This window comes from Microbacterium helvum, from assembly GCF_014779795.1.
Classification (GTDB): Bacteria; Actinomycetota; Actinomycetes; order Actinomycetales; family Microbacteriaceae; genus Microbacterium; species Microbacterium helvum.
This window is the reverse complement of record NZ_JACXZS010000007.1, coordinates 168,930-186,675: the sequence shown is the minus strand read 5'-3', so window position 1 is coordinate 186,675 and position 17,746 is coordinate 168,930. Positions and strand designations below refer to the sequence as shown.

The following is a 17,746-nucleotide window of genomic DNA, read 5'->3' as shown; positions in this document are numbered from 1 at the left end:
CGGGATCTGGTCGACGAGCCGCTCGTCGCCGCGCGCGCTCACCGGCGACCGTCCTCTCTGGGGCGCCGACGGGAGCCGGTGCTCGGCATCCGGATGACGGTGCCTCCGGTGTCCTCGTCGAGCGGCGCCTCGTCAGCGGCCGCCGGGTCTGCGGCCGCCGGGTCTGCGGCCGCCGGGTCGGCGACCGCCGGGCCGGGAGGACGGACACGGCCGGGCCGGGCGGGCGTCGCCGGCGCCCCGGGGGCCGCGGCCGCTGGAGGCGTCGCGCCGGACGCCGTCCACCGTGCGCCCGAATGGTCGACCGCACCCGTGATGGCGGCGATGAGCGTCTCGCTGGTGACGTCGGCCACGTTGTACACGCCGTTGTTGCGGCCCAGGCGCAGCACGACGACGCGATCGGCGACCGCGAGCACGTCGGCCATGTTGTGGCTGATGAGGATGACGCCGTGCCCGCGCTCGCGAAGCCGCTCGATGAGGTTCAGCACCTCGGCCGTCTGCGCGACGCCGAGCGCCGCCGTCGGCTCGTCGAGGATCACGACGCGCGGCTCGCCGATGAGCGACCGGGCGATCGCCACGGTCTGGCGCTGTCCGCCCGACAGCGAGGCGACGGGCACCCGCACCGAGGGGATCTTCGCCGAGAGCTCGCGCAGCAGCGTCCACGTGCGCTGCTCCATGTCGACCTCGTCGAGCGTCGCGCCGTCGCGCAGCTCGCGGCCCAACCACAGGTTGGCCACGACGTCGAGGTTGTCGCACAGGGCGAGGTCCTGGAAGATCGTCTCGATCCCGAGGTCCTGCGCGTCGGCGGGGGAGTCGATCTCGACGGGCTCGCCGTCGAACTCGATCGTGCCGGCATCCGGCGGATGCACCCCGGCGAGCACCTTGACGAGCGTGGACTTGCCCGCGCCGTTGTCGCCGACGAGCGCGACGACCTCGCCCTCGTTGACCCAGAAGTCCACGTCGGTGAGCGCTCGGACGGCGCCGAAGCGCTTGCCGATGCCGTGCATCGTGAGCACGCGCTCGCGTGGTCGTCCGGTCCGGGGGTGCGTCATCGACATCCTCGCGACCCTACTCGATGCCCGCGGCTGCGCACGCATCCGCATACGCCGGTGTGCAGATGTCGTCCACGGTCCAGAATCCGTCGGCGACGACGGTCTGCATGATGTTGTCGACGGTGACGGCGACGGGGTCGAGCAGCGTCGACGGCGTGCCCTGGATCTGCAGCGGCGCGGTCACCGTCTCGCCGTGCAGCAGCTTGACCGCGACCTCGGCGGCGAGCCGCGCCTGCGGCTTGATCGCCTTGTACACCGTCATGTACTGGTCGCCGGTCAACAGCCGCTGGATCGCCGAGAGCTCGGCGTCCTGACCCGTGACGATCGGCCACGGGTCGACGTTCGCGACCCGCAGCGCCGCGACCGCCCCGCCCGCGGTGGCGTCGTTGGCGGCGTACACGCCGGCGATCTGCCCGCGGTGCTGCGCGATCTGCCCCGACACCCACTCCTGCGCCTTCTCGGGGTTCCAGCCGGGCGTGTCGTACTCGGCCAGGACGTGCAGCCCGCTGTCGTCGATGATGCTGTGCGCGCCCTCTTTGAAGAGGGCCGCGTTGCTGTCGGTGGGCGAGCCGTTGACCATCAGGATGCCGCTGCCCTCGGCAGCTTCGTCGGTGCTGTCGCGCATGCCCTCGACGAACGCGGCGGCCTGCAGCACGCCGACCTTCTCGTTGTCGAACGACACGTAGTAGGCGAGGTCGCCGCCCGCGATGAGGCGGTCGTACGAGATCACCGGCACGCCGCGGGAGTTCGCCGAGGTCACGATGCTGACCGCCGCGTTGGCGTCCACGGGATCGAGCACCAGCACCCCGGCGCCGGCGGTGAGTGCCGACTCGGCCTGCTGCTGCTGCTTCGCCGCGTCCTGGTCGGCGTTCGCGTACAGCACCTTGTAGTCGCCGAGTTCGCCGACGCGCTCTTCGAACAGCGGCCGGTCGAAGGTCTCGTAGCGTGCGGTCTTGGCGTCGGGCAGCAGCAGCGCGATCGTGGAGTCGTCGGGCGTGCCCTTCGGCGCGGGTGTCGCGGTGCACGCGGCGAGCATCGCCACCCCGACGAGCAGAGTGGATGCCGCCACAGCGCGCGACAGGCCACCGTGCGAGGGCGTCGGGCGCCGTCGCGGCCTGAGCAGTCGCGTGAAGGGCATCGCAAGAGCCTAAGCCGTGATCGGCAGAGAGGACGCACCCGGGCCGGTGCCCGACAGCCCGTCGGGGCCGGCACCGGCATCGAGCCCGGCACCGGCGTCCAGCACCGTCACGTGGTCGAGGGCGATCGCGATGGCGCCGCGGGTCTCGGCCCATTCGCCGAACGAGGCGCCGACGATCTCGGGCAGCCCGTCGCCCGAGGGCAGGGCGGTGCGCTCCAGCGAGTGACGCATCGGGGCCATCAGGATCTCGCCCGCCTGACCGAGCTCTCCGCCGACGACGATCAGCTCCGGGTCGAACAGGTTGCACAGGCTCGCCGCGGCGATGCCGATGTGACGTCCGGCATCGGCGATCACGCGACGGGCGCTGCCGTCGCCCGCCTCGGCCGCCTGCAGCAGGTCACCCAGCCGGTGCATGCCCTCACTCGGGGGGAACAGCGACAGCAGCGCCGGCCCGCCCGCGTAGGTCTCGAGGCATCCGCGGTTGCTGCAGCGGCAGATCGGCCCGTTCTCGTCGAGGGTCACGTGCCCGATCTGCCCGGCCTTGCCGTTGACGCCCCGGAAGAGGTCGCCGTCGACGACGAGTCCCGCGCTGATCGTGTGGCCGACGCGGATGAAGACGGTGGATGCCGCAGCCCGGCCGTTCCCCTCGCGCGCTTCGGCGAGGCCGCCGAGGTTGGCCTCGCTGTCGACGTAGACCGGCCGGCCGATGCGGATCGACAGCGACTCGGCGACATCGACGCCCTCCCAGCCGCGCAGCAGGCCGGGCGTCGACACGCGGCCGGTGCGCGGGTCGATGGGAGCCGGAAGGGCGAGGCCGACCGCCAGCAGATCCGAGAGCGATCCGCCGATCGACTCCATCATGTCGCCGAGCAGCAGCGCGAGACGGTCGAGCTCGGAGTCGTGACGGTGGTCGAGCGGGAGTGGCAGCGACGACTGCGTGACGATCGTGCGCGCGGTGTCGGCGATCGCGATGTGCAGGTGGCGCGAGCTGTAGTGCACCCCGGCGACGAGACCGAGCCGCCGGGCGAGTGACACGAGGGTCGCTCGGCGCCCGCTGCTCGTGGTGAACGACGTGTGCAGCAGGCCGGAGGCCGTGAGCTCTTTGACGATGTTCGACACCGTCGCCGGCGACAGCCCCGTGCTTCCGGCGAGCTCGATCTGGGTGAGACGGCCGTGGCGCTTCAGAGACTCGACGACGCGCGCGCGATTGGCCTCGCGCAGCGAGGTCTGCGAGCCCGGCGGGGCGTTACGGCGTGCCACGGGTCACACTGTACCCGAGGGCGTGTTTCTGCGGCCCGATCGGCGGCGAACCGTGACCTGCGTCACCGTCGGGACGGCGCCAGCCGGATGAGGACGATGTTGCCCGACTCGTCGACCTCCGCGACGTCGGGGTGCGCCTTCACGAACTCCGAGAAGCTCTTGTGCCCGAGACCCTTCTCACTGAACGACGGGTCCAGCCGCTTGATGAGGCTCTTGACCGCCGAGGCGTGCTGCCACTCCACGCCCTCTTTGTCGCTCTCCAGCCGCAGCGCGCGCTCGAGCAGGCTCTCGACGGGGTCGGCCGACGCCTTCTTCGCGCGGCGCCCGCCCTTCGAGGAGCCGGTGGGGGCGGCATCCTTCTTCCCCGTCGGCGGGGCGGCGACGCCGGGGAGCGCGTCGTACGAATCGAACTGGTCGCACGCGGCGGCGAGCGACTTGGCCGTGGAGCCGGCGACCCCGACGCCCACGACGAAGCGGCCGAGACGCTTGCAGCGCTGGGCGAGCGGGACGTAGTCCGAGTCGCCGGCGACGATCACGACGTGCGTGAGATCGGGCAGGCGGAACATGTCTTCGACCGCGTCGACAGCGAGGCGGATGTCGGCCCCGTTCTTCGCGTACGCCGCCGCGGGGAACAGCTGCACGAGGTCGACGGCGCGGGCCACGAGCTGCGACCGGTACTCGGCATTCACGGGAGAGGACCAGTCCGCATACGCCCGCGTGAGCACGAGCGTGCCGAAGGAGGTCGCGTAGTCGATGATCGCGCCGACGTCGATCGTGGCGGTCGCCAGGCGCTCGGCGATCGCGGGGTCGGTGGGATCGGCGGCGATCTTCTGGCGGTCGCGCGAGTACGAGTTCTTGCCGTGGACGCGGTCGTACCACGACATCACGATGTTGTCGAAGTCGAGGTAGACGGCGACGCGGGCACCCTGCAGATCGGGCATGTCAGTCCTCTCCGGGATACCGCACGCCGACGAGCTCACGGATCTCGTCGAGCGTCGCCATGATCGCGACGGTCTCGTCGATCGGGAGCTCATCGGAGTCCGTGGCACCGGCCGCGACGATGCGCTCGGCCGCGAGCGCCTGGTACTGCATGCCGCGGCCCTCGATCTCGGAGCGGTACTCCTCGAGCACGCTGCCGTCGGGCGTGACGACGCGGAACGACGTCGGGGTGTACCAGACGCGGTCGATGTCGATGCGGGCATCGGTGCCGACGATCGAGGCGGCGTTGGGGCCTGCCGAGCGCGACGAGGTCAGGGTGGTCGACAGGGCGCCGTTGGCATGCGCCATGATCGTGGCGATCTCGGTGTCGGCGCCCGTCTCGCCGAGCCGCGCCGAGGCGACGACCGTGAGCGGCTCGCCCAGGATGTCCCACGCGAACGAGATCGGATAGATGCCGAGGTCGAGCAGGGCCCCGCCGCCGAGCTCCATCGCGTTCAGCCGGTGGGCCGGATCGCTCGTGACGCGCTGCGTGTGGTCGGCGGTGACCGCGCGGATCTCGCCGAGCACTCCCGAAGCGACGATCTCTCGGATGCGCAACATGTGCGGCAGGTACCGCGTCCACATCGCCTCCATCGCGAGCAGTCCGCGCTCCGCGGCCGCGTCCCGCACGGCCGCGGCCTCGGCGGCGTTCAGCGTGAACGGCTTCTCGACGAGGACGTGCTTGCCGGCTTCGAGGGCGAGGAGCGCGTTCGCGGCATGCATCGGATGCGGCGTGGCGACGTAGACGATGTCGACCTCCGGATCGGCGACGAGGTCCTCGTAGGAGCCGTGCGCGCGCGGGATGTCGTACTCGGCTGCGAACGCCTGGGCGGATTCGAGACGGCGCGAGCCCACCGCCGCCACGTCGAGCCCCGCCGTGCGCAGGTCGCTCGTGAAGGCGCGGGCGATGCCGCCGGGGCCGAGGATGCCCCAGCGGAGGGATGCCTGAGAAGTCATGAGACCGAGGCTAGCGGCCCGTCCCTGCTCGCGGGCGGTTCTACGGGGCGTTGATCTCGGCGAGCTGCCGACCCGTGTCGATCGTGGTCGCCGCGGCGACGCCGTCGAGCGCGCGTCGCAGGTCGTCGACGATGTCGCGGGGGTCTTCCAGGCCGATCGACAAGCGCACCGTGGTCGGCGAGATGTACGCCTCGGCGAGCTGCGCCGGCGACATGTGGCTGTGCGTCATCGATGCCGGGTGGGCCACGAGGCTGCGCGCATCGCCGATGTTGGCCACGAGGCGGACCACCTGCAGCCGCGAGATGAGGTCTTCGACCAGGCGGAAGTCGGCCTCGGCGTCACCCGTGGCGTTCACGTCGAACGCGAAGACCGAGCTCGCGCCGTCCGGCAGGTACGTCGCGGCGTTCGCCCGCCACGGGCTGGACTCCAGACCGGGGTGGTGCACGTGGGCGACGGCGGGGTGCTGCTCGAGGAACTGCGCGACCGTGAGCGCGGTCGCAGTGTGGCGCTCCATGCGCAGGTCGAGCGTCTCCAGCCCCTGCAGCAGCTGGAAGGCGTTGAACGCCGACAGCGACGGCCCGAGGTCGTGGACGTACTTGGTCTTGACGAGGGCGATGTAGGGCGAGCCGGTCTCGCCGAAGCGCTCGACGAGGCTGCCGTCGGGCACGCGCGCGTAGGTCTGCGTCAGCTGCGGCCAGCGCTCGGGCTCGGCCGTGAAGTCGAAGGTGCCGAGGTCGACGACGACACCGCCCAGCGACGTGCCGTGGCCGCCGAGGAACTTCGTCGCGGAGTGCACGACGATGTCGGCGCCGAAGTCCTTTGCGCGCTGCAGGTACGGCGTCGCGACGGTGTTGTCGATCACGAGCGGCACGCCCGCGCTCTTGGCGACGGCGGCGACGGCTCCGAGGTCGAGCACCTGCGCGATGGGGTTCGAGATGGATTCCGCGAACAGGGCGCGGGTGGTGGGGCGGACAGCCGCCTGCCATGCGGCGAGGTCGTCCTGGTCGACGAAGGTGACCTCGATGCCCCAATCGGCGAACGTGTCCTGCAGCAGGTCGACGGTGCCGCCGTACAGCTGGCGCGCCGCGACGATGTGCTCGCCCTGCTTGGCGAGCGCGAGCAGCGCCACCGCGACGGCCGCCTGGCCCGACGCCACGCCCGCCGCGCCGATGCCGCCCTCGAGCTCGGCGACGCGTCGTTCGAACACGAGCACCGTGGGGTTGGCGGCGCGGCTGTAGATGTTGCCGTCCTTGCGGAGGGCGAACAGGTCGCGCGCCTCGCTGAGCGAGGCGAACTCGAAGCCGTTCGACTGGTGGATCGAGGGCACCGCGGTGTTCTCGGCGAGGCCCGACACGAATCCGGCCTGCACCTGCGCCGTCGCGAAGGAGCGGGTGGCGGCGTGACGAGTCTCTTCAGGCATGGGAACCATTGTCGGGCCCGCGCCTGGATGCGTCCTCTCCGTGTGTCGTACTGTTGCGCGCCCGGGCCGGCGCCGCCGTGGACGGGGTACGCGCGCACGTGGAGGAGAGGTCGGGAGCGCTGGCGGACAATGGTGGGGTGGCGCAGCTCATCACCCCCGCAGACCTCCGCTCCCTGCTTCGTGCCGAGGCCCCGGTGCGCGTGCTCGATGTCCGCTATCGACTCGACAAGCCCGAAGGGCGCGACGACCACGAGGCCGGCCACGTGCCTGGCGCCGTCTACGTCGACCTGGAGTCCGAGCTGTCGCGTCATGGCCGGCCGGACGAGGGGCGGCATCCGCTTCCCGCCTTCGCCGACCTTCAGGCGGCCGTCCGCCGTTGGGGACTCCGCGCGGGCGACACGGTGGTCGTGTACGACGACGCGCGCGCTCTCGGCGCCTCACGTGCCTGGTGGCTGCTGACCCGCGCGGGCATCGCCGATGTGCGCCTGCTCGACGGTGGTCTGCGCGGATGGATCGAGGCGGGATTCGCGGTGGAGACCGGCACCGTGACGCCAGAGCCCGGCGACGCGGTGGTGCGCGAGATCGCCGAGCCCGTGCTCTCGATCGACGATGCGGCGGCCCTGCCGGCGAACGGGGTGCTCGTCGACGTGCGCGCCGCTGAGCGGTATCGCGGCGAGGTCGAACCCATCGACCCCGTCGCCGGACACATCCCTGGCGCCGTGAACCTCCCGACGAACGCCTACATGGATGGCGAGCGATTCCGGGATGCCGCGGCCCTCGCAGACCTGTTCGCCTCGGTGGGCGTCGTCCGAGGTGCCGACGCAGCGGCCTACTGCGGTTCGGGCGTCACCGCGGCGCAGGCGGTGTTCGCCGCGGAGCTCGCCGGCCTGGGGCTGGCGCTCTACCCGGGCTCGTGGAGCCAGTGGTCGAACACGCCCGGCCGGCCGGTCGCCACCGGTGCCTTCCCCGCCGAGGTCACCGGCACCGTCTGAGCCCGCCGACCTGCCGTCGCCCGCCGTCTCAGGGGACGAGCGTGATCTTGCCGTTCGCGCCTTCGGCGAGCGCGCGGTGCGCAGCGGCAGCCTCGGCCAGCGGGAACTCCGGGCCGAGCTCGACCGAGAAGGCCCCTGCCGCCAGCAGTGCGAGCACCACCGGCACCGCTTCGGCCCGCCAGGTCTGCTGCTGCGCGGTGAGCGGTTCGGGCGAACCGCCCGAGAACGCGCGGATCCCCAGGCCGCCGGCATCCGCCCCCCGCACGATCGTGGCGATGCGTTCGCGGTCGGCCACGAGCTCGAGCGACGTGTCGAGGGCTTCGTCGCTGCCTGCCGCGTCGATCGCGACGGTCACACCCTGGGGAGCCGCCTCGCGCACGCGGTCGGCGAGGCCGTCGCCGTAGGCGACCGGGACCGCGCCGAGCTCACGGAGCCTGTCGAACCGTGCGGGCGACGCGGTCGCGACGACCGTGGCGCCCCAGAGCACCGCGAACTGGACGATGGCCTGACCGACCGCGCCGGACCCGCCGTGGACCAGGAGCGTGTCGCCGGCGCCGACGGCGAGCGAGCGCACGGTCTGGTACGCCGTGCCGACCGGGATGCCGAGCGCGGCTCCTTCGGCGGCGCTGACGTTCGCGGGACGCGCGTGCACGTGTGCGGCGCGCACCACGACCTCGTCGGCATAGGCGCCATGCGCCCCGCCGAACACCACGGAGTCGCCCACGCGGAACCCGTCGACGCCCTCGCCGACGGCGGACACGACGCCGGCGCCGTCCGCACCGACCCGCCGGGGCTCGACGATCGCCGCTGACGGCCGCAGCCCTGCGCGCAGCTTGGCGTCGATGGGGTTCACACCCGCGGCCTCGACGCGGATCAGGAGCTCGCCCTCTCGGGCCACGGCGCCGGGCGCCGTGATCTCGTGCAGGACCTCAGGGCCCCCGAATTCGGTGTACGCGATCGCTCTGGTCATATCGTCGTGAATCCCTTCCGGTTCGTGGGTCATTCCCGTGTGACGCTCCGTGTCGCGTGCGGGCTATTCGCGCAGCGCCTTGCCGATCCGCTGCAGCGACACCGGCTCGGCCGTGCCGAGCGCCTGCGCGAACAGGCTCACCCGATACTCCTCGAGCAGCCACCGCGTGTGCACGATCGACGGCGGCGCGTCCGAAGTCGGCGGGATGGTGCCGCCGGCTTCGGTGTACAGCGCGCTCGCCCGCTCGAACTCGGTCATGCGCTGCCGGTCGCGCCCCGGGTTGTCGGCGAGCGCCGTGACCCGCTCCAGCGCGCCGCGCAGGTAGCGGGGAAGCTGCGCCAGCCGTGCGGTCCCGGTGCGCGAGACGAAGCCGGGGAACACGAGCCCCGCCAGCTGCGCCTTGACGTCGCCGAGCGCGCCCAGCAGCGTGAGCGAGTTCGCGTCGCGCATGCGGCGTTCGACGTCGCGTGCGGCGGTGAGGATGCGGGCGGTGAGCGACACCGTCTGGAACAGCTCGTCGACGATCACTGCCGACAGCGCGTCGCGCGCGGTCTCGAATCCCGCCTGCGTCCGCACGACGCCCGGTTGCGCGGCAGCGGGCGAGACGCGCGCGATGACGGCATCCGCGACCGCGACCCGGCAGTCCTCGACGAGCGCCTTGGCCGACGGATACGGGGATGCCGCCAGCGCGAGCTTCTCGGGCGACGTCAGGTGGTCGAGCACGTAGGCGGTGGGTGAGGGCACGGCCAGCAGCACGAGGCGTCGGACCCCGGCGCGCGTCGCACGCGCGGCGGCTTCGGGCGTCGCCTCGATGCGCAGAGCGACCGAGGCGCCCTCGTCGACGATCGCGGGGTAGCCGCGCACGACGCCGCCGGCCACGCGGGTGTCGACGACATCGGGCAGGTCGCCGAAGGTCCACTCGGTGAGTCCCGTGCGCTCGGCGAACGCCGGGCCGGACGGCGCGGCGCCAGGGGCGGGCTTTGCGGGGGCTGCCGGGCCGCGTGCGACGCGGGGCGGCGCGTTGAGCGAGCGCGACACCGACGCTCGCGCCCGATCCGACAGCCGGGACTGCAGCGCCGAGAGGTCGCGGTCGGAGCCGACGGCGCGGCCGCGCTCGTCGACCGCACGGAACGAGATCTGCAGGTGCCCGGAGACCCGCTCCATCTCGAAGTCGGCCGCGGTCACCGGCTGGTTGGCGACCCGCTGGATGCGCGCGGCGAGGGCATCTCGCAGCGGCGTGGGAGGAAGCCCGTCGTGCGACTCCGGCCCCAGGCCGGCGAGGTCCGCAGCGAAGGTCGCCGCCCAGTCCGCCGCGGGCACGACGTGCCGACGGATGGCCTTCGGCAGCGCCCGCAGCAGCGCCGTGATGAGCTCGTCGCGCATGCCCGGAACCTGCCAGTCGAAGCCGTCGGGCCGCAGCTGCGCGAGCAGGGCGAGCGGCACCACCGCGGTCACGCCGTCGTCGGGCGCGCCCGGCTCGAACCGGTAGGCGAGCGAGAGCACCTGATCGCCCTGCTGCCAGCGGGCGGGGAAGTCCCGTTCGTCGCCCCGCGAGGCCTCGTCGACGAGGTCTGCCTCGGTCATGTCGAGCAGCCGCGGCGTGCGGGTGGCGGCATCCTTCCACCACGACTCGAACGAGCGCGCGTCGAAGACGTCCTGCGGGAGTCTCGCGTCGTAGAACCGGAACACCGCCTCGTCGCCGACGAGGATGTCGCGGCGGCGTTCGCGCTCCTCGATCTTCTCGAGGCGCCGGCGCAGCTCGAGGTTGCGGCGTTCGAACGCGGTGAGGCGCTTGTCGAGGTGCGACAAGTCCCAGTCGCCCTCGACCAGCGCATGGCGCACGAACAGCTCGCGCGCGTACGGCCGGTCGAAGCGGGCCAGCTGCACGCGGCGTCTGGGCACGATCTCGACGCCGAAAAGAGTCACCTTCTCGTAGGCGGATGCTGCCCCGGACGCTTTGGACCAGTGCGGCTCGCTCAGCGAGCGCTTCACGAGATCGCCGGCCAGCGGCTCGGCCCACTCCGGGTCGATCGCGGCGACGGTGCGGGCGAACAGGCGGCTCGTCTCGACGACCTCCGCGGCCATCACCGCCTGCGGACGCTGCTTTCGCAGACCCGAGCCCGGGAAGATCGCGAAGCGCGTTCCCCGGGAGCCGAGGTACTCCGCGGGCGGGGTGCGGCGCTTGTCGCCGCCGCGGTCGACGGCGCCGCGGGTCGCAGTGCGCGCGGCGGAGCGCTGGTCGAGCACTCCGAGCTGCGACAGCAGGCCCGCGAGGATCGCCTTGTGCACGTCGTCGGGATCGGCGGTGGAGCCCTCCGCGACCGTGCGCGACGAGTGCCGCGGCGCACCGACCAGCGCGCTCAGCTGGCGGTGCACGTCGGCCCACTCCCGCACGCGCACGTAGTTGAGGTGCTCGGCGCGGCACAGGCGGCGGAACGCGCTGGAGCCGAGTTCGGCCTGCTTCTCCTGCAGGTGGTTCCACAGGTTCAGCAGGCTCAGGAAGTCGCTGGTCGGATCGGTGAACCGCGCGTGGAACCGGTCGGCCTCCTCGCGCCGTTCCTCGGGTCGCTCGCGGACGTCCTGGATCGACAGTCCCGCGACGATGGCCAGGACGTCGCGCAGCACGCCCGTGCGCTTCGCCTCGATCAGCATGCGCGCGAACCGCGGGTCGATCGGCAGGCGCGAGATCTCGCGGCCGAGGTCGGTGAGCGTGTGGTGGTCGCGTGCCGGCTTCACGGCTCCGAGCTCGACGAGCAGGTCGAACGCGGCCTTGACGCCCCGCGAGTCCGGAGGGGTGAGGAACGGGAACGACGTGATGTCGCCGAAGCCGAGCGACAGCATCTGCAGGATCACCGAGGCGAGGCTCGTGCGCAGGATCTCGGGTTCGGTGAACTCGGGACGCGCGGTGAAGTCGTCCTCGGCGTACAGGCGGATCGCCACGCCCGGGCTCGTGCGGCCGGCGCGCCCCGAGCGCTGCTGGGCCGACGCCTGCGAGACCGGCTCGATCGGCAGGCGCTGCACCTTGCTGCGGTTGCTGTAGCGCGAGATGCGCGCGGTGCCGGTGTCGACCACGTAGCGGATGCCGGGCACGGTGAGGCTCGTCTCGGCGACGTTCGTCGCCAGGATGACGCGGCGACGCACGCCGGCGACCTGCGACGGCTCGAAGACGCGGTGTTGCTCGGCGGCCGAGAGCCGCCCGTACAGCGGCAGCACCTCGGTGGGGGCGGCATCCTTCGTGTACAGACCGCGGACGGCGTCGGCGGCATCCCGGATCTCGGCCTCGCCGGGCAGGAACACCAGCACGTCGCCGGCGGGCTCGCGGTCGAGCTCGCGCAGGGCCGACGTGATGCCGTCGACGTCGTCGGACTCGTCATCGCCCTTCGCGGGCTTCTCCGGCGCGCGGTAGCGGATCTCGACGGGATACGTGCGACCGGAGACCTCGATGATGGGCGCGGGGGTCCCGTCGGGCTCGGCGAAGTGCTTCGCGAAGCTCTCGGGGTCGATCGTGGCGCTCGTGATGATGACCTTGAGGTCCGGCCGCTTCGTGAGGATGCGGCGCAGATATCCCAGGAGGAAGTCCACGTTGAGCGACCGCTCGTGCGCCTCGTCGACGATGATCGTGTCGTAGCGGCGCAGCAGCCGGTCGCGGTGGATCTCGTTGAGCAGGATGCCGTCGGTCATGAGCGCGATGCTCGTGTCGGCCGACACCTTGTCGGTGAAGCGCACCTTGTAGCCGACGGTCGTGCCCAGTGGCACCCGCAGCTCTTCGGCGACGCGCTCGGCGATCGTGCGGGCGGCCAGGCGGCGGGGCTGGGTGTGCGCGATGCGCGTGCGGCCGAGCTCGAGCGCGATCTTGGGCAGCTGCGTCGTCTTGCCCGAACCCGTGGCGCCGGCGACGATGACGACCTGGTGTTCGGTGATCGCGCGGGCGATCTCGTCGCGCGCGGCGCTGACCGGAAGCTCCGGCGGGTACGAGATGACAGGTGCGGGCGCAGACATAGCCTTCGATCGTATCCCGTCTCGCACGAGGCCAGCAGCGAACCGGCGCACCACGCTTTTCGGCGTTGAACTTCCCGTTCACAAGGCGTGGTGGAACTTCCTGTTCGCACGGCACGGTGGAACTTCCTGTTCACTCGGCGTGGTGGAACTTCCTGGGCGGTGAGCACACGTCAGGCCAGCTCGCTGACGTCGTCGGCTACGAGTTCCGCATCAGTCGCACCGCCGGCTCGAAGCACCTGCGGCTGCTGCGCGATGCGGGCTGCGTCGATGTCCGCGCCGAGGAGAACTGGCGATGGTACCGGCTCGACAAGACGGGGTTCGAGGCGCTCGAGCACGCCGTGGCAGATCTCCGCGCGAAGGTCGACAGCGCCATCGGGTGGGATGCGGACGAACGGCAGAAGCGCGATCCGCTTCGGGCGCTCGTGGGAGTGCCTTTCAAGGGTCCCGGGCGAACGCGACGGCCCGGGTTGCGGGGCACTCAGACGACCTTCGACATCCACCCGTCGCCGGACGACATTCCGCCCTGGCGCATGCCGATCGACCTCGGCTACGACGCCGTCGCGGACCTGCTGGATCCGGACCACGGGGGCCGCCGTAGGCTGGAGGCATGACAGTCCCCAGCGTGACCCTGAACGACGGCAACAAGATCCCGCAGCTCGGCTACGGCGTGTTCCGGGTGCCGCCGGCCGACACGGAGCGTGCCGTGAGCGAAGCCCTCGAGGTCGGCTACCGGCACATCGACACCGCCGCGATCTACGGCAACGAAGAGGGCGTGGGTGCGGCGATCGCCGCCAGCGGCCTCGCCCGCGACGAGCTGTTCATCACCACCAAGCTCTGGAACGACCGTCACGACGGCGACGAGCCGGACGCCGCCATCGCCGAGAGTCTCGACAAGCTCCGCCTCGAGCAGCTCGACCTGTACCTCGTGCACTGGCCGACCCCCGCCCACGACAACTACCTGCACGCATGGGAGAAGCTCATCGAGCTGCGCGGCAAGGGCCTGACCCGCAGCATCGGCGTGTCGAACCACCTCGTGCCGCACCTGGAGAAGATCGTCTCGGCGACCGGCGTCGTCCCCGCGGTGAACCAGATCGAGCTGCACCCCGCCTACCAGCAGCGCGACATCACCGACTGGGCGGCCGCCCACGACGTGAAGATCGAGTCGTGGGGCCCCCTCGGACAGGGCAAGTACGACCTGTTCGGCGCCGAGCCCGTCGCCGCGGCCGCCGCCGCGCACGGCAAGACGCCCGCTCAGGCCGTCCTGCGCTGGCACCTGCAGAAGGGCTTCATCGTCTTCCCGAAGTCCGTGCGTCGCGAGCGCCTCGAAGAGAACCTCGATGTGTTCGACTTCGAGCTCACCGCCGACGAGATCGCCGCGATCGACGCGATGGACCCGGGTGATGGCTCGGGCCGCGTGAGCGCGCACCCCGACGAGGTCAACTGACCGCGTCCTGGCGGAAGCGGATGCCGTGAACCCTCGCCTCGCGGATGCCACGAGCCCGTACCTGAGAGCCCACGCGGGCAATCCGGTCGCGTGGTATCCGTGGGGCGAGGAGGCGTTCGCCGAGGCCCGTCGGCGGGACGTGCCCGTCATGGTGTCGATCGGCTATTCGACCTGCCACTGGTGCCATGTGATGGCACGGGAATCGTTCGAGGATGCCGTGACCGCCGCCCAGCTGAACGACGGCTTCGTGTCGGTCAAGGTCGACCGCGAGGAGCACCCGGAGGTCGACGCCGCCTACATGGCCGCGGCGTCCGCCTTCACCCCGAACCTCGGCTGGCCGCTCACCGTCTTCGTCACGCCGGGGGGACGCCCGTTCTACGCGGGCACGTACTTCCCTCCCACCCCGCGCGCGGGCATCCCCGCGTTCCGGCAGGTGCTCGCCGCCGTGGACGAGGCGTGGACGCAGCGCCGCGACGAGATCGACCGGACCGCTGACGCGATCGCCGACGCTCTCGCGGAGGCGCGGACGTCCGCGCCGCGCGGGTCGGCGACGCCGACCGCGGACGAGCTCGTCGCCGCGGCCGACATGCTCGCCGCGCGAGAGGATCCCCGGCACGGCGGCTTCGGCGACCCGGCCGTGCCGGCGCCCAAGTTCCCGGTCGCCACCGCGCTGCGCTTCCTGCAGGCGCCGCTCGTCCGCGAGAGGGCGCCCGCGGCGGCCGCGGTCGCCGACCGGGCGCTCGCGGCGATGGCGGCCTCGCCGTTACGTGATCCGGTCGAGGGCGGGTTCTTCCGGTACGCGACACGACCGGACTGGACGGTGCCGCATTACGAGCGCATGCTCACCGACAACGCGCAGCTGCTGGATGTCGCACTCGACGCCGTCACCCCGCAGCCGGATGTCGCGCGCGGGATCGCCGCCTTCCTGGTCGACGTGCTGCAGCAGCCCGCCGGCGGCTTCGGCGCCGCGCAGGACTCCGAGTCGTGGATCGACGGCGCACGCAGCGAGGGCGGGTATTACGCGAGAGATGCCGGCGGCCGCGCGGACCTCGACGCCCCGGCCGTGGACGGCAAGGTCGTGACCGGCTGGAACGGGCTGGCGATCGGCGCCCTCGCGCGCGCGGGCGCGCGCGAAGACGAACCGGCGTGGATCGAGGCGGCGCGCTGGGCGGCCGACGCCGTGCTGCAGGCCAACACCGGCTCCGATGGCCGCTTCGTCCGGGCGTCGCTCGACGAGGTCCCGTCGCGGTCGCCTGCCACGCTCGCCGACCATGGGCAGTTCGCGGCCGGGCTGATCTCGCTTGCTGTCGCCACGGGTGAGGTCGCGTACGCCGTGCGCGCCCGGCAGCTGGTCGACGCCTGCTTCGCCGACGGGCGCCCTGCGGCCCCCGGCGGCGGGGACCCGGTGCTCGCGCAGCAGGGCATCGGCGCGCCGGATGCCGCATCCGACGCCGACGAGCCGTCCGGCGCCGCGTCGCTCGCGGGGGCGGCCGTAGCGCTGTGGCTGCTCGGCGCTGATGAAATCCGGGCCGATGAGAACCGGGCCGAAGGCTATCGCGAGCGCGCGGAGGACCTCGTGGCCGCGCACGCCGGTGCCGCGCTCGCGCAGCCCCTCGCCTACGGTGCGATGCTGCGGGTCGCGTCGGTCCTCGCCGTCGCGCCCCGGCAGGTCGTCGTCGTGACGCCCGACACCGGGGCCGACCTCGTAACCGCGGCACGCGGCATCCCTGCCGATCTGTTCACCGTGGTCACGCCGGCGGGCGCCGAAGCGTGGGCGGCCGCAGGGTTCGGGCTCTTCGCCGAGAAGAGTCTGCGAGAAGGGCTCGCTACCGCGTACGACTGCCGTGGCTTCGTCTGCCGGCTGCCGGTCACGGATCCGTCCGAGCTCGCCGACTAGATCCAGCCGGTCATCCAGGCGTGCATGTGCCAGAAGTCGTACGACACGTTCATGGCCGAGATCACCGGGTACCAGAACGCCGACAGCGCCAGCGCCACGACGAGGAACACGAGCACGAGTCGCTGACCCGTGGTGCGCCGATACGCGGTCGCGCCGGGCGGCCCGGCGATGTCCCTCAGCGCGAACGTGAGCGCCAGCAGCATGAACGGCAGGATCAGCACCGTGTAGAACTGGAACACGGTGCGGGCGGGCAGGAAGAGCCAGGGAAGGTAGGTCACCGCGACGCCCGTGAGCACGAGGGCGTATCGCCAGTCCCGCGCGACGACGAACCGGTACGCGAGGTACAGCACCGCCGCGACACCGGCGTACCAGATGAGCGGGTTCGGGATGGTCGAGATGACCTCGGCGCAGCCGTTCGCAGCCTCGCAGCCGTTGACGCCGTACGCATCGTGATGCCAGTACACGCCGGTCGGGCGCAGCAGCAGCGGCCACTGCCAGGCCGGACTCGCGTAGGTGTGGCCCGAGGTGATCTGCGACGTCGACCGGTACATCGCCTCGTGATACAGCCACAGGCTCTGCAGCGCGTTGCTGCCCGAGTGACGGTCGTACCCTCCGTCGGTGACGAGCCAGCCGGTCCATGAGGCGAGGTAGACGCCGACGGCGACGGGCACGAACAGCACGAAGGTCGCCAGGCCCTGGCGCACGGCATCCGTCGGCCAGAACAGCACACCGGCGCGGCGGCGCGCGAGCGCGTCGGTGACCACGAGGTACACGCCGAGACCCGCGAGCACCCACGCTCCGGACCACTTGACCGCGCTCGCCGCGCCGAGCGCCGCCCCGGCGGCGATGAGGCATGGGCGGTTCCACAGGATCGGTCCCCAGGACGGCGGCTCGTCGCCGTCGTAGCGGGCGGCGACGGTCGTCGCGATGCGCGTCATCGTGCGCTCGCGGTCGCGGATCACGAACAGGAACGCCAGCAGCACGAAGAACGTCAGCGACGTGTCGAGCAGGGCGATGCGGCTCATCGAGATCGCCAGGCCGTCCACGGCCATCAGCAGGCCCGCCACGACCGCGAACGTCGTGGAGCGCGTCAGTCGCTTGGCGATCAGCATCAGCAGCAGTACCGAGGCGGTGCCCAGCAGCGCGGTCGTGATGCGCCAGCCCCAGCCCGAGTCCGGGCCCAGCACGAGCATGCCCAGTCCGATGATCCACTTGCCCAGCGGCGGGTGCACGACGAACGACGGGTTCGATGTGAAGACGTTCGGGTCGCCGGCGAGGAAGCTCGCGTTGCCGTCGGACGGCCACGAGCCCTCGTAGCCGAGGTGCAGCATCGACCAGGCGTCCTTGACGTAGTACGTCTCGTCGAACTGGTTCATGAGGTCGTGCGCGGCGCCGAGGTTCCACAGCCGCAGGACGCCGGCGAGCACGACGACGAGCGCGGGGCCCAGCCAGCGGTACAGGCGCTGCGCCCGCGGGCTCGCGGCCACGCTCATCGCGAACCGGTCGTAGAGGGTCGGGCGCGGGGGCGGCAGCAGGGGCGCCGCAGGCTCGTCGGCACTGTGCTGGTCGGCACTGTGCTGGTCCACAGTCGGCCGCGGGGCATCCGTCACCCGGCCATCCTAGGCGGCGCACCCCGGGGCGA

General features: G+C 72.0%; 12 protein-coding genes and 1 pseudogene. 4 read left to right on the top strand and 9 right to left on the bottom strand.

Translation table 11 applies throughout. The annotated features are described in order from the left end of the window. Positions 1-293 precede the first annotated feature (293 nt). The 6 genes and pseudogenes from IF188_RS12210 to IF188_RS12185 all read right to left on the bottom strand — a co-directional run. Positions 294-1,055, bottom strand: a pseudogene (locus IF188_RS12210) (ATP-binding cassette domain-containing protein); the annotation flags it as partial. Between the two features lie 10 nt (positions 1,056-1,065). Then, positions 1,066-2,187, bottom strand: a complete 1,122-nt coding sequence (locus IF188_RS12205) for a sugar ABC transporter substrate-binding protein (protein WP_191172078.1) — start codon at positions 2,185-2,187, stop codon at positions 1,066-1,068. A gap of 9 nt (positions 2,188-2,196) precedes the next feature. Next, the gene (locus tag IF188_RS12200; protein WP_191172077.1) at positions 2,197-3,447 is read right to left on the bottom strand and encodes an ROK family transcriptional regulator; all 1,251 of its coding nucleotides are present in this window, start codon (positions 3,445-3,447) and stop codon (positions 2,197-2,199) included. Between the two features lie 62 nt (positions 3,448-3,509). Then, on the bottom strand, positions 3,510-4,388 hold the full coding sequence (locus IF188_RS12195; protein WP_191172076.1) for an NYN domain-containing protein: 879 nt from the start codon (positions 4,386-4,388) through the stop codon (positions 3,510-3,512). Position 4,389: 1 nt separating this feature from the next. Beyond that, the gene (locus IF188_RS12190; RefSeq protein ID WP_191172075.1) at positions 4,390-5,382 is read right to left on the bottom strand and encodes a Gfo/Idh/MocA family protein; all 993 of its coding nucleotides are present in this window, start codon (positions 5,380-5,382) and stop codon (positions 4,390-4,392) included. A 40-nt stretch (positions 5,383-5,422) separates the two neighbouring features. Then, a complete protein-coding gene (locus tag IF188_RS12185) occupies positions 5,423-6,802 on the bottom strand; it encodes an O-acetylhomoserine aminocarboxypropyltransferase/cysteine synthase family protein (RefSeq protein WP_191172074.1) in 1,380 nt (459 codons plus the stop codon). Between the two features lie 137 nt (positions 6,803-6,939). On the opposite strand from IF188_RS12185, the gene IF188_RS12180 reads away from it, so the two are divergent. Continuing rightward, positions 6,940-7,794: a sulfurtransferase gene (locus IF188_RS12180; protein WP_191172073.1), complete on the top strand. Its 855-nt coding sequence runs from the start codon at positions 6,940-6,942 to the stop codon at positions 7,792-7,794. Positions 7,795-7,822: 28 nt separating this feature from the next. Here IF188_RS12180 and IF188_RS12175 read toward each other — a convergent pair whose 3' ends face one another. Both IF188_RS12175 and hrpA read right to left on the bottom strand, forming a co-directional pair. Next, positions 7,823-8,764 carry a quinone oxidoreductase family protein gene (locus IF188_RS12175; protein ID WP_191172072.1) on the bottom strand — a complete coding sequence of 314 codons (942 nt, stop codon included), beginning with the start codon at positions 8,762-8,764 and terminating at the stop codon, positions 7,823-7,825. Between the two features lie 63 nt (positions 8,765-8,827). Continuing rightward, positions 8,828-12,763, bottom strand: a complete 3,936-nt coding sequence (gene hrpA / locus IF188_RS12170) for an ATP-dependent RNA helicase HrpA (protein WP_191172071.1) — start codon at positions 12,761-12,763, stop codon at positions 8,828-8,830. A gap of 116 nt (positions 12,764-12,879) precedes the next feature. Here hrpA and IF188_RS12165 point away from each other — a divergent pair, with 116 nt between their 5' ends. The 3 genes from IF188_RS12165 to IF188_RS12155 are packed head-to-tail and all read left to right on the top strand — an operon-like array spanning position 12,880 to position 16,104. Further along, positions 12,880-13,374, top strand: coding sequence for an ArsR/SmtB family transcription factor (locus IF188_RS12165; protein ID WP_191172070.1), 495 nt, complete (start codon positions 12,880-12,882; stop codon positions 13,372-13,374). After that, on the top strand, positions 13,371-14,207 hold the full coding sequence (locus tag IF188_RS12160; protein ID WP_191172069.1) for an aldo/keto reductase: 837 nt from the start codon (positions 13,371-13,373) through the stop codon (positions 14,205-14,207). Before IF188_RS12165 ends, IF188_RS12160 begins: the two co-directional genes overlap by 4 nt. A gap of 25 nt (positions 14,208-14,232) precedes the next feature. Beyond that, on the top strand, positions 14,233-16,104 hold the full coding sequence (locus tag IF188_RS12155; protein WP_191172068.1) for a thioredoxin domain-containing protein: 1,872 nt from the start codon (positions 14,233-14,235) through the stop codon (positions 16,102-16,104). Here IF188_RS12155 and IF188_RS12150 read toward each other — a convergent pair. Further along, positions 16,101-17,597: a dolichyl-phosphate-mannose--protein mannosyltransferase gene (locus IF188_RS12150; protein WP_224751815.1), complete on the bottom strand. Its 1,497-nt coding sequence runs from the start codon at positions 17,595-17,597 to the stop codon at positions 16,101-16,103. The two genes, IF188_RS12155 and IF188_RS12150, sit on opposite strands and share 4 nt — an antisense overlap. Between the last annotated feature and the right edge of the window lie 149 nt (positions 17,598-17,746).

What these genes read in the sequence shown, in the direction of transcription:
- IF188_RS12175 (WP_191172072.1), bottom strand. Translation starts at nt 8,764, where the DNA reads ATGACCAGAGCGATCGCGTACACCGAATTCGGGGGCCCTGAGGTCCTG.
- IF188_RS12160 (WP_191172069.1), top strand. Translation starts at nt 13,371, where the DNA reads ATGACAGTCCCCAGCGTGACCCTGAACGACGGCAACAAGATCCCGCAG.
- IF188_RS12205 (WP_191172078.1), bottom strand. Translation starts at nt 2,187, where the DNA reads ATGCCCTTCACGCGACTGCTCAGGCCGCGACGGCGCCCGACGCCCTCG.
- IF188_RS12150 (WP_224751815.1), bottom strand. Translation starts at nt 17,597, where the DNA reads ATGAGCGTGGCCGCGAGCCCGCGGGCGCAGCGCCTGTACCGCTGGCTG.
- hrpA (WP_191172071.1), bottom strand. Translation starts at nt 12,763, where the DNA reads ATGTCTGCGCCCGCACCTGTCATCTCGTACCCGCCGGAGCTTCCGGTC.
- IF188_RS12185 (WP_191172074.1), bottom strand. Translation starts at nt 6,802, where the DNA reads ATGCCTGAAGAGACTCGTCACGCCGCCACCCGCTCCTTCGCGACGGCG.
- IF188_RS12190 (WP_191172075.1), bottom strand. Translation starts at nt 5,382, where the DNA reads ATGACTTCTCAGGCATCCCTCCGCTGGGGCATCCTCGGCCCCGGCGGC.
- IF188_RS12195 (WP_191172076.1), bottom strand. Translation starts at nt 4,388, where the DNA reads ATGCCCGATCTGCAGGGTGCCCGCGTCGCCGTCTACCTCGACTTCGAC.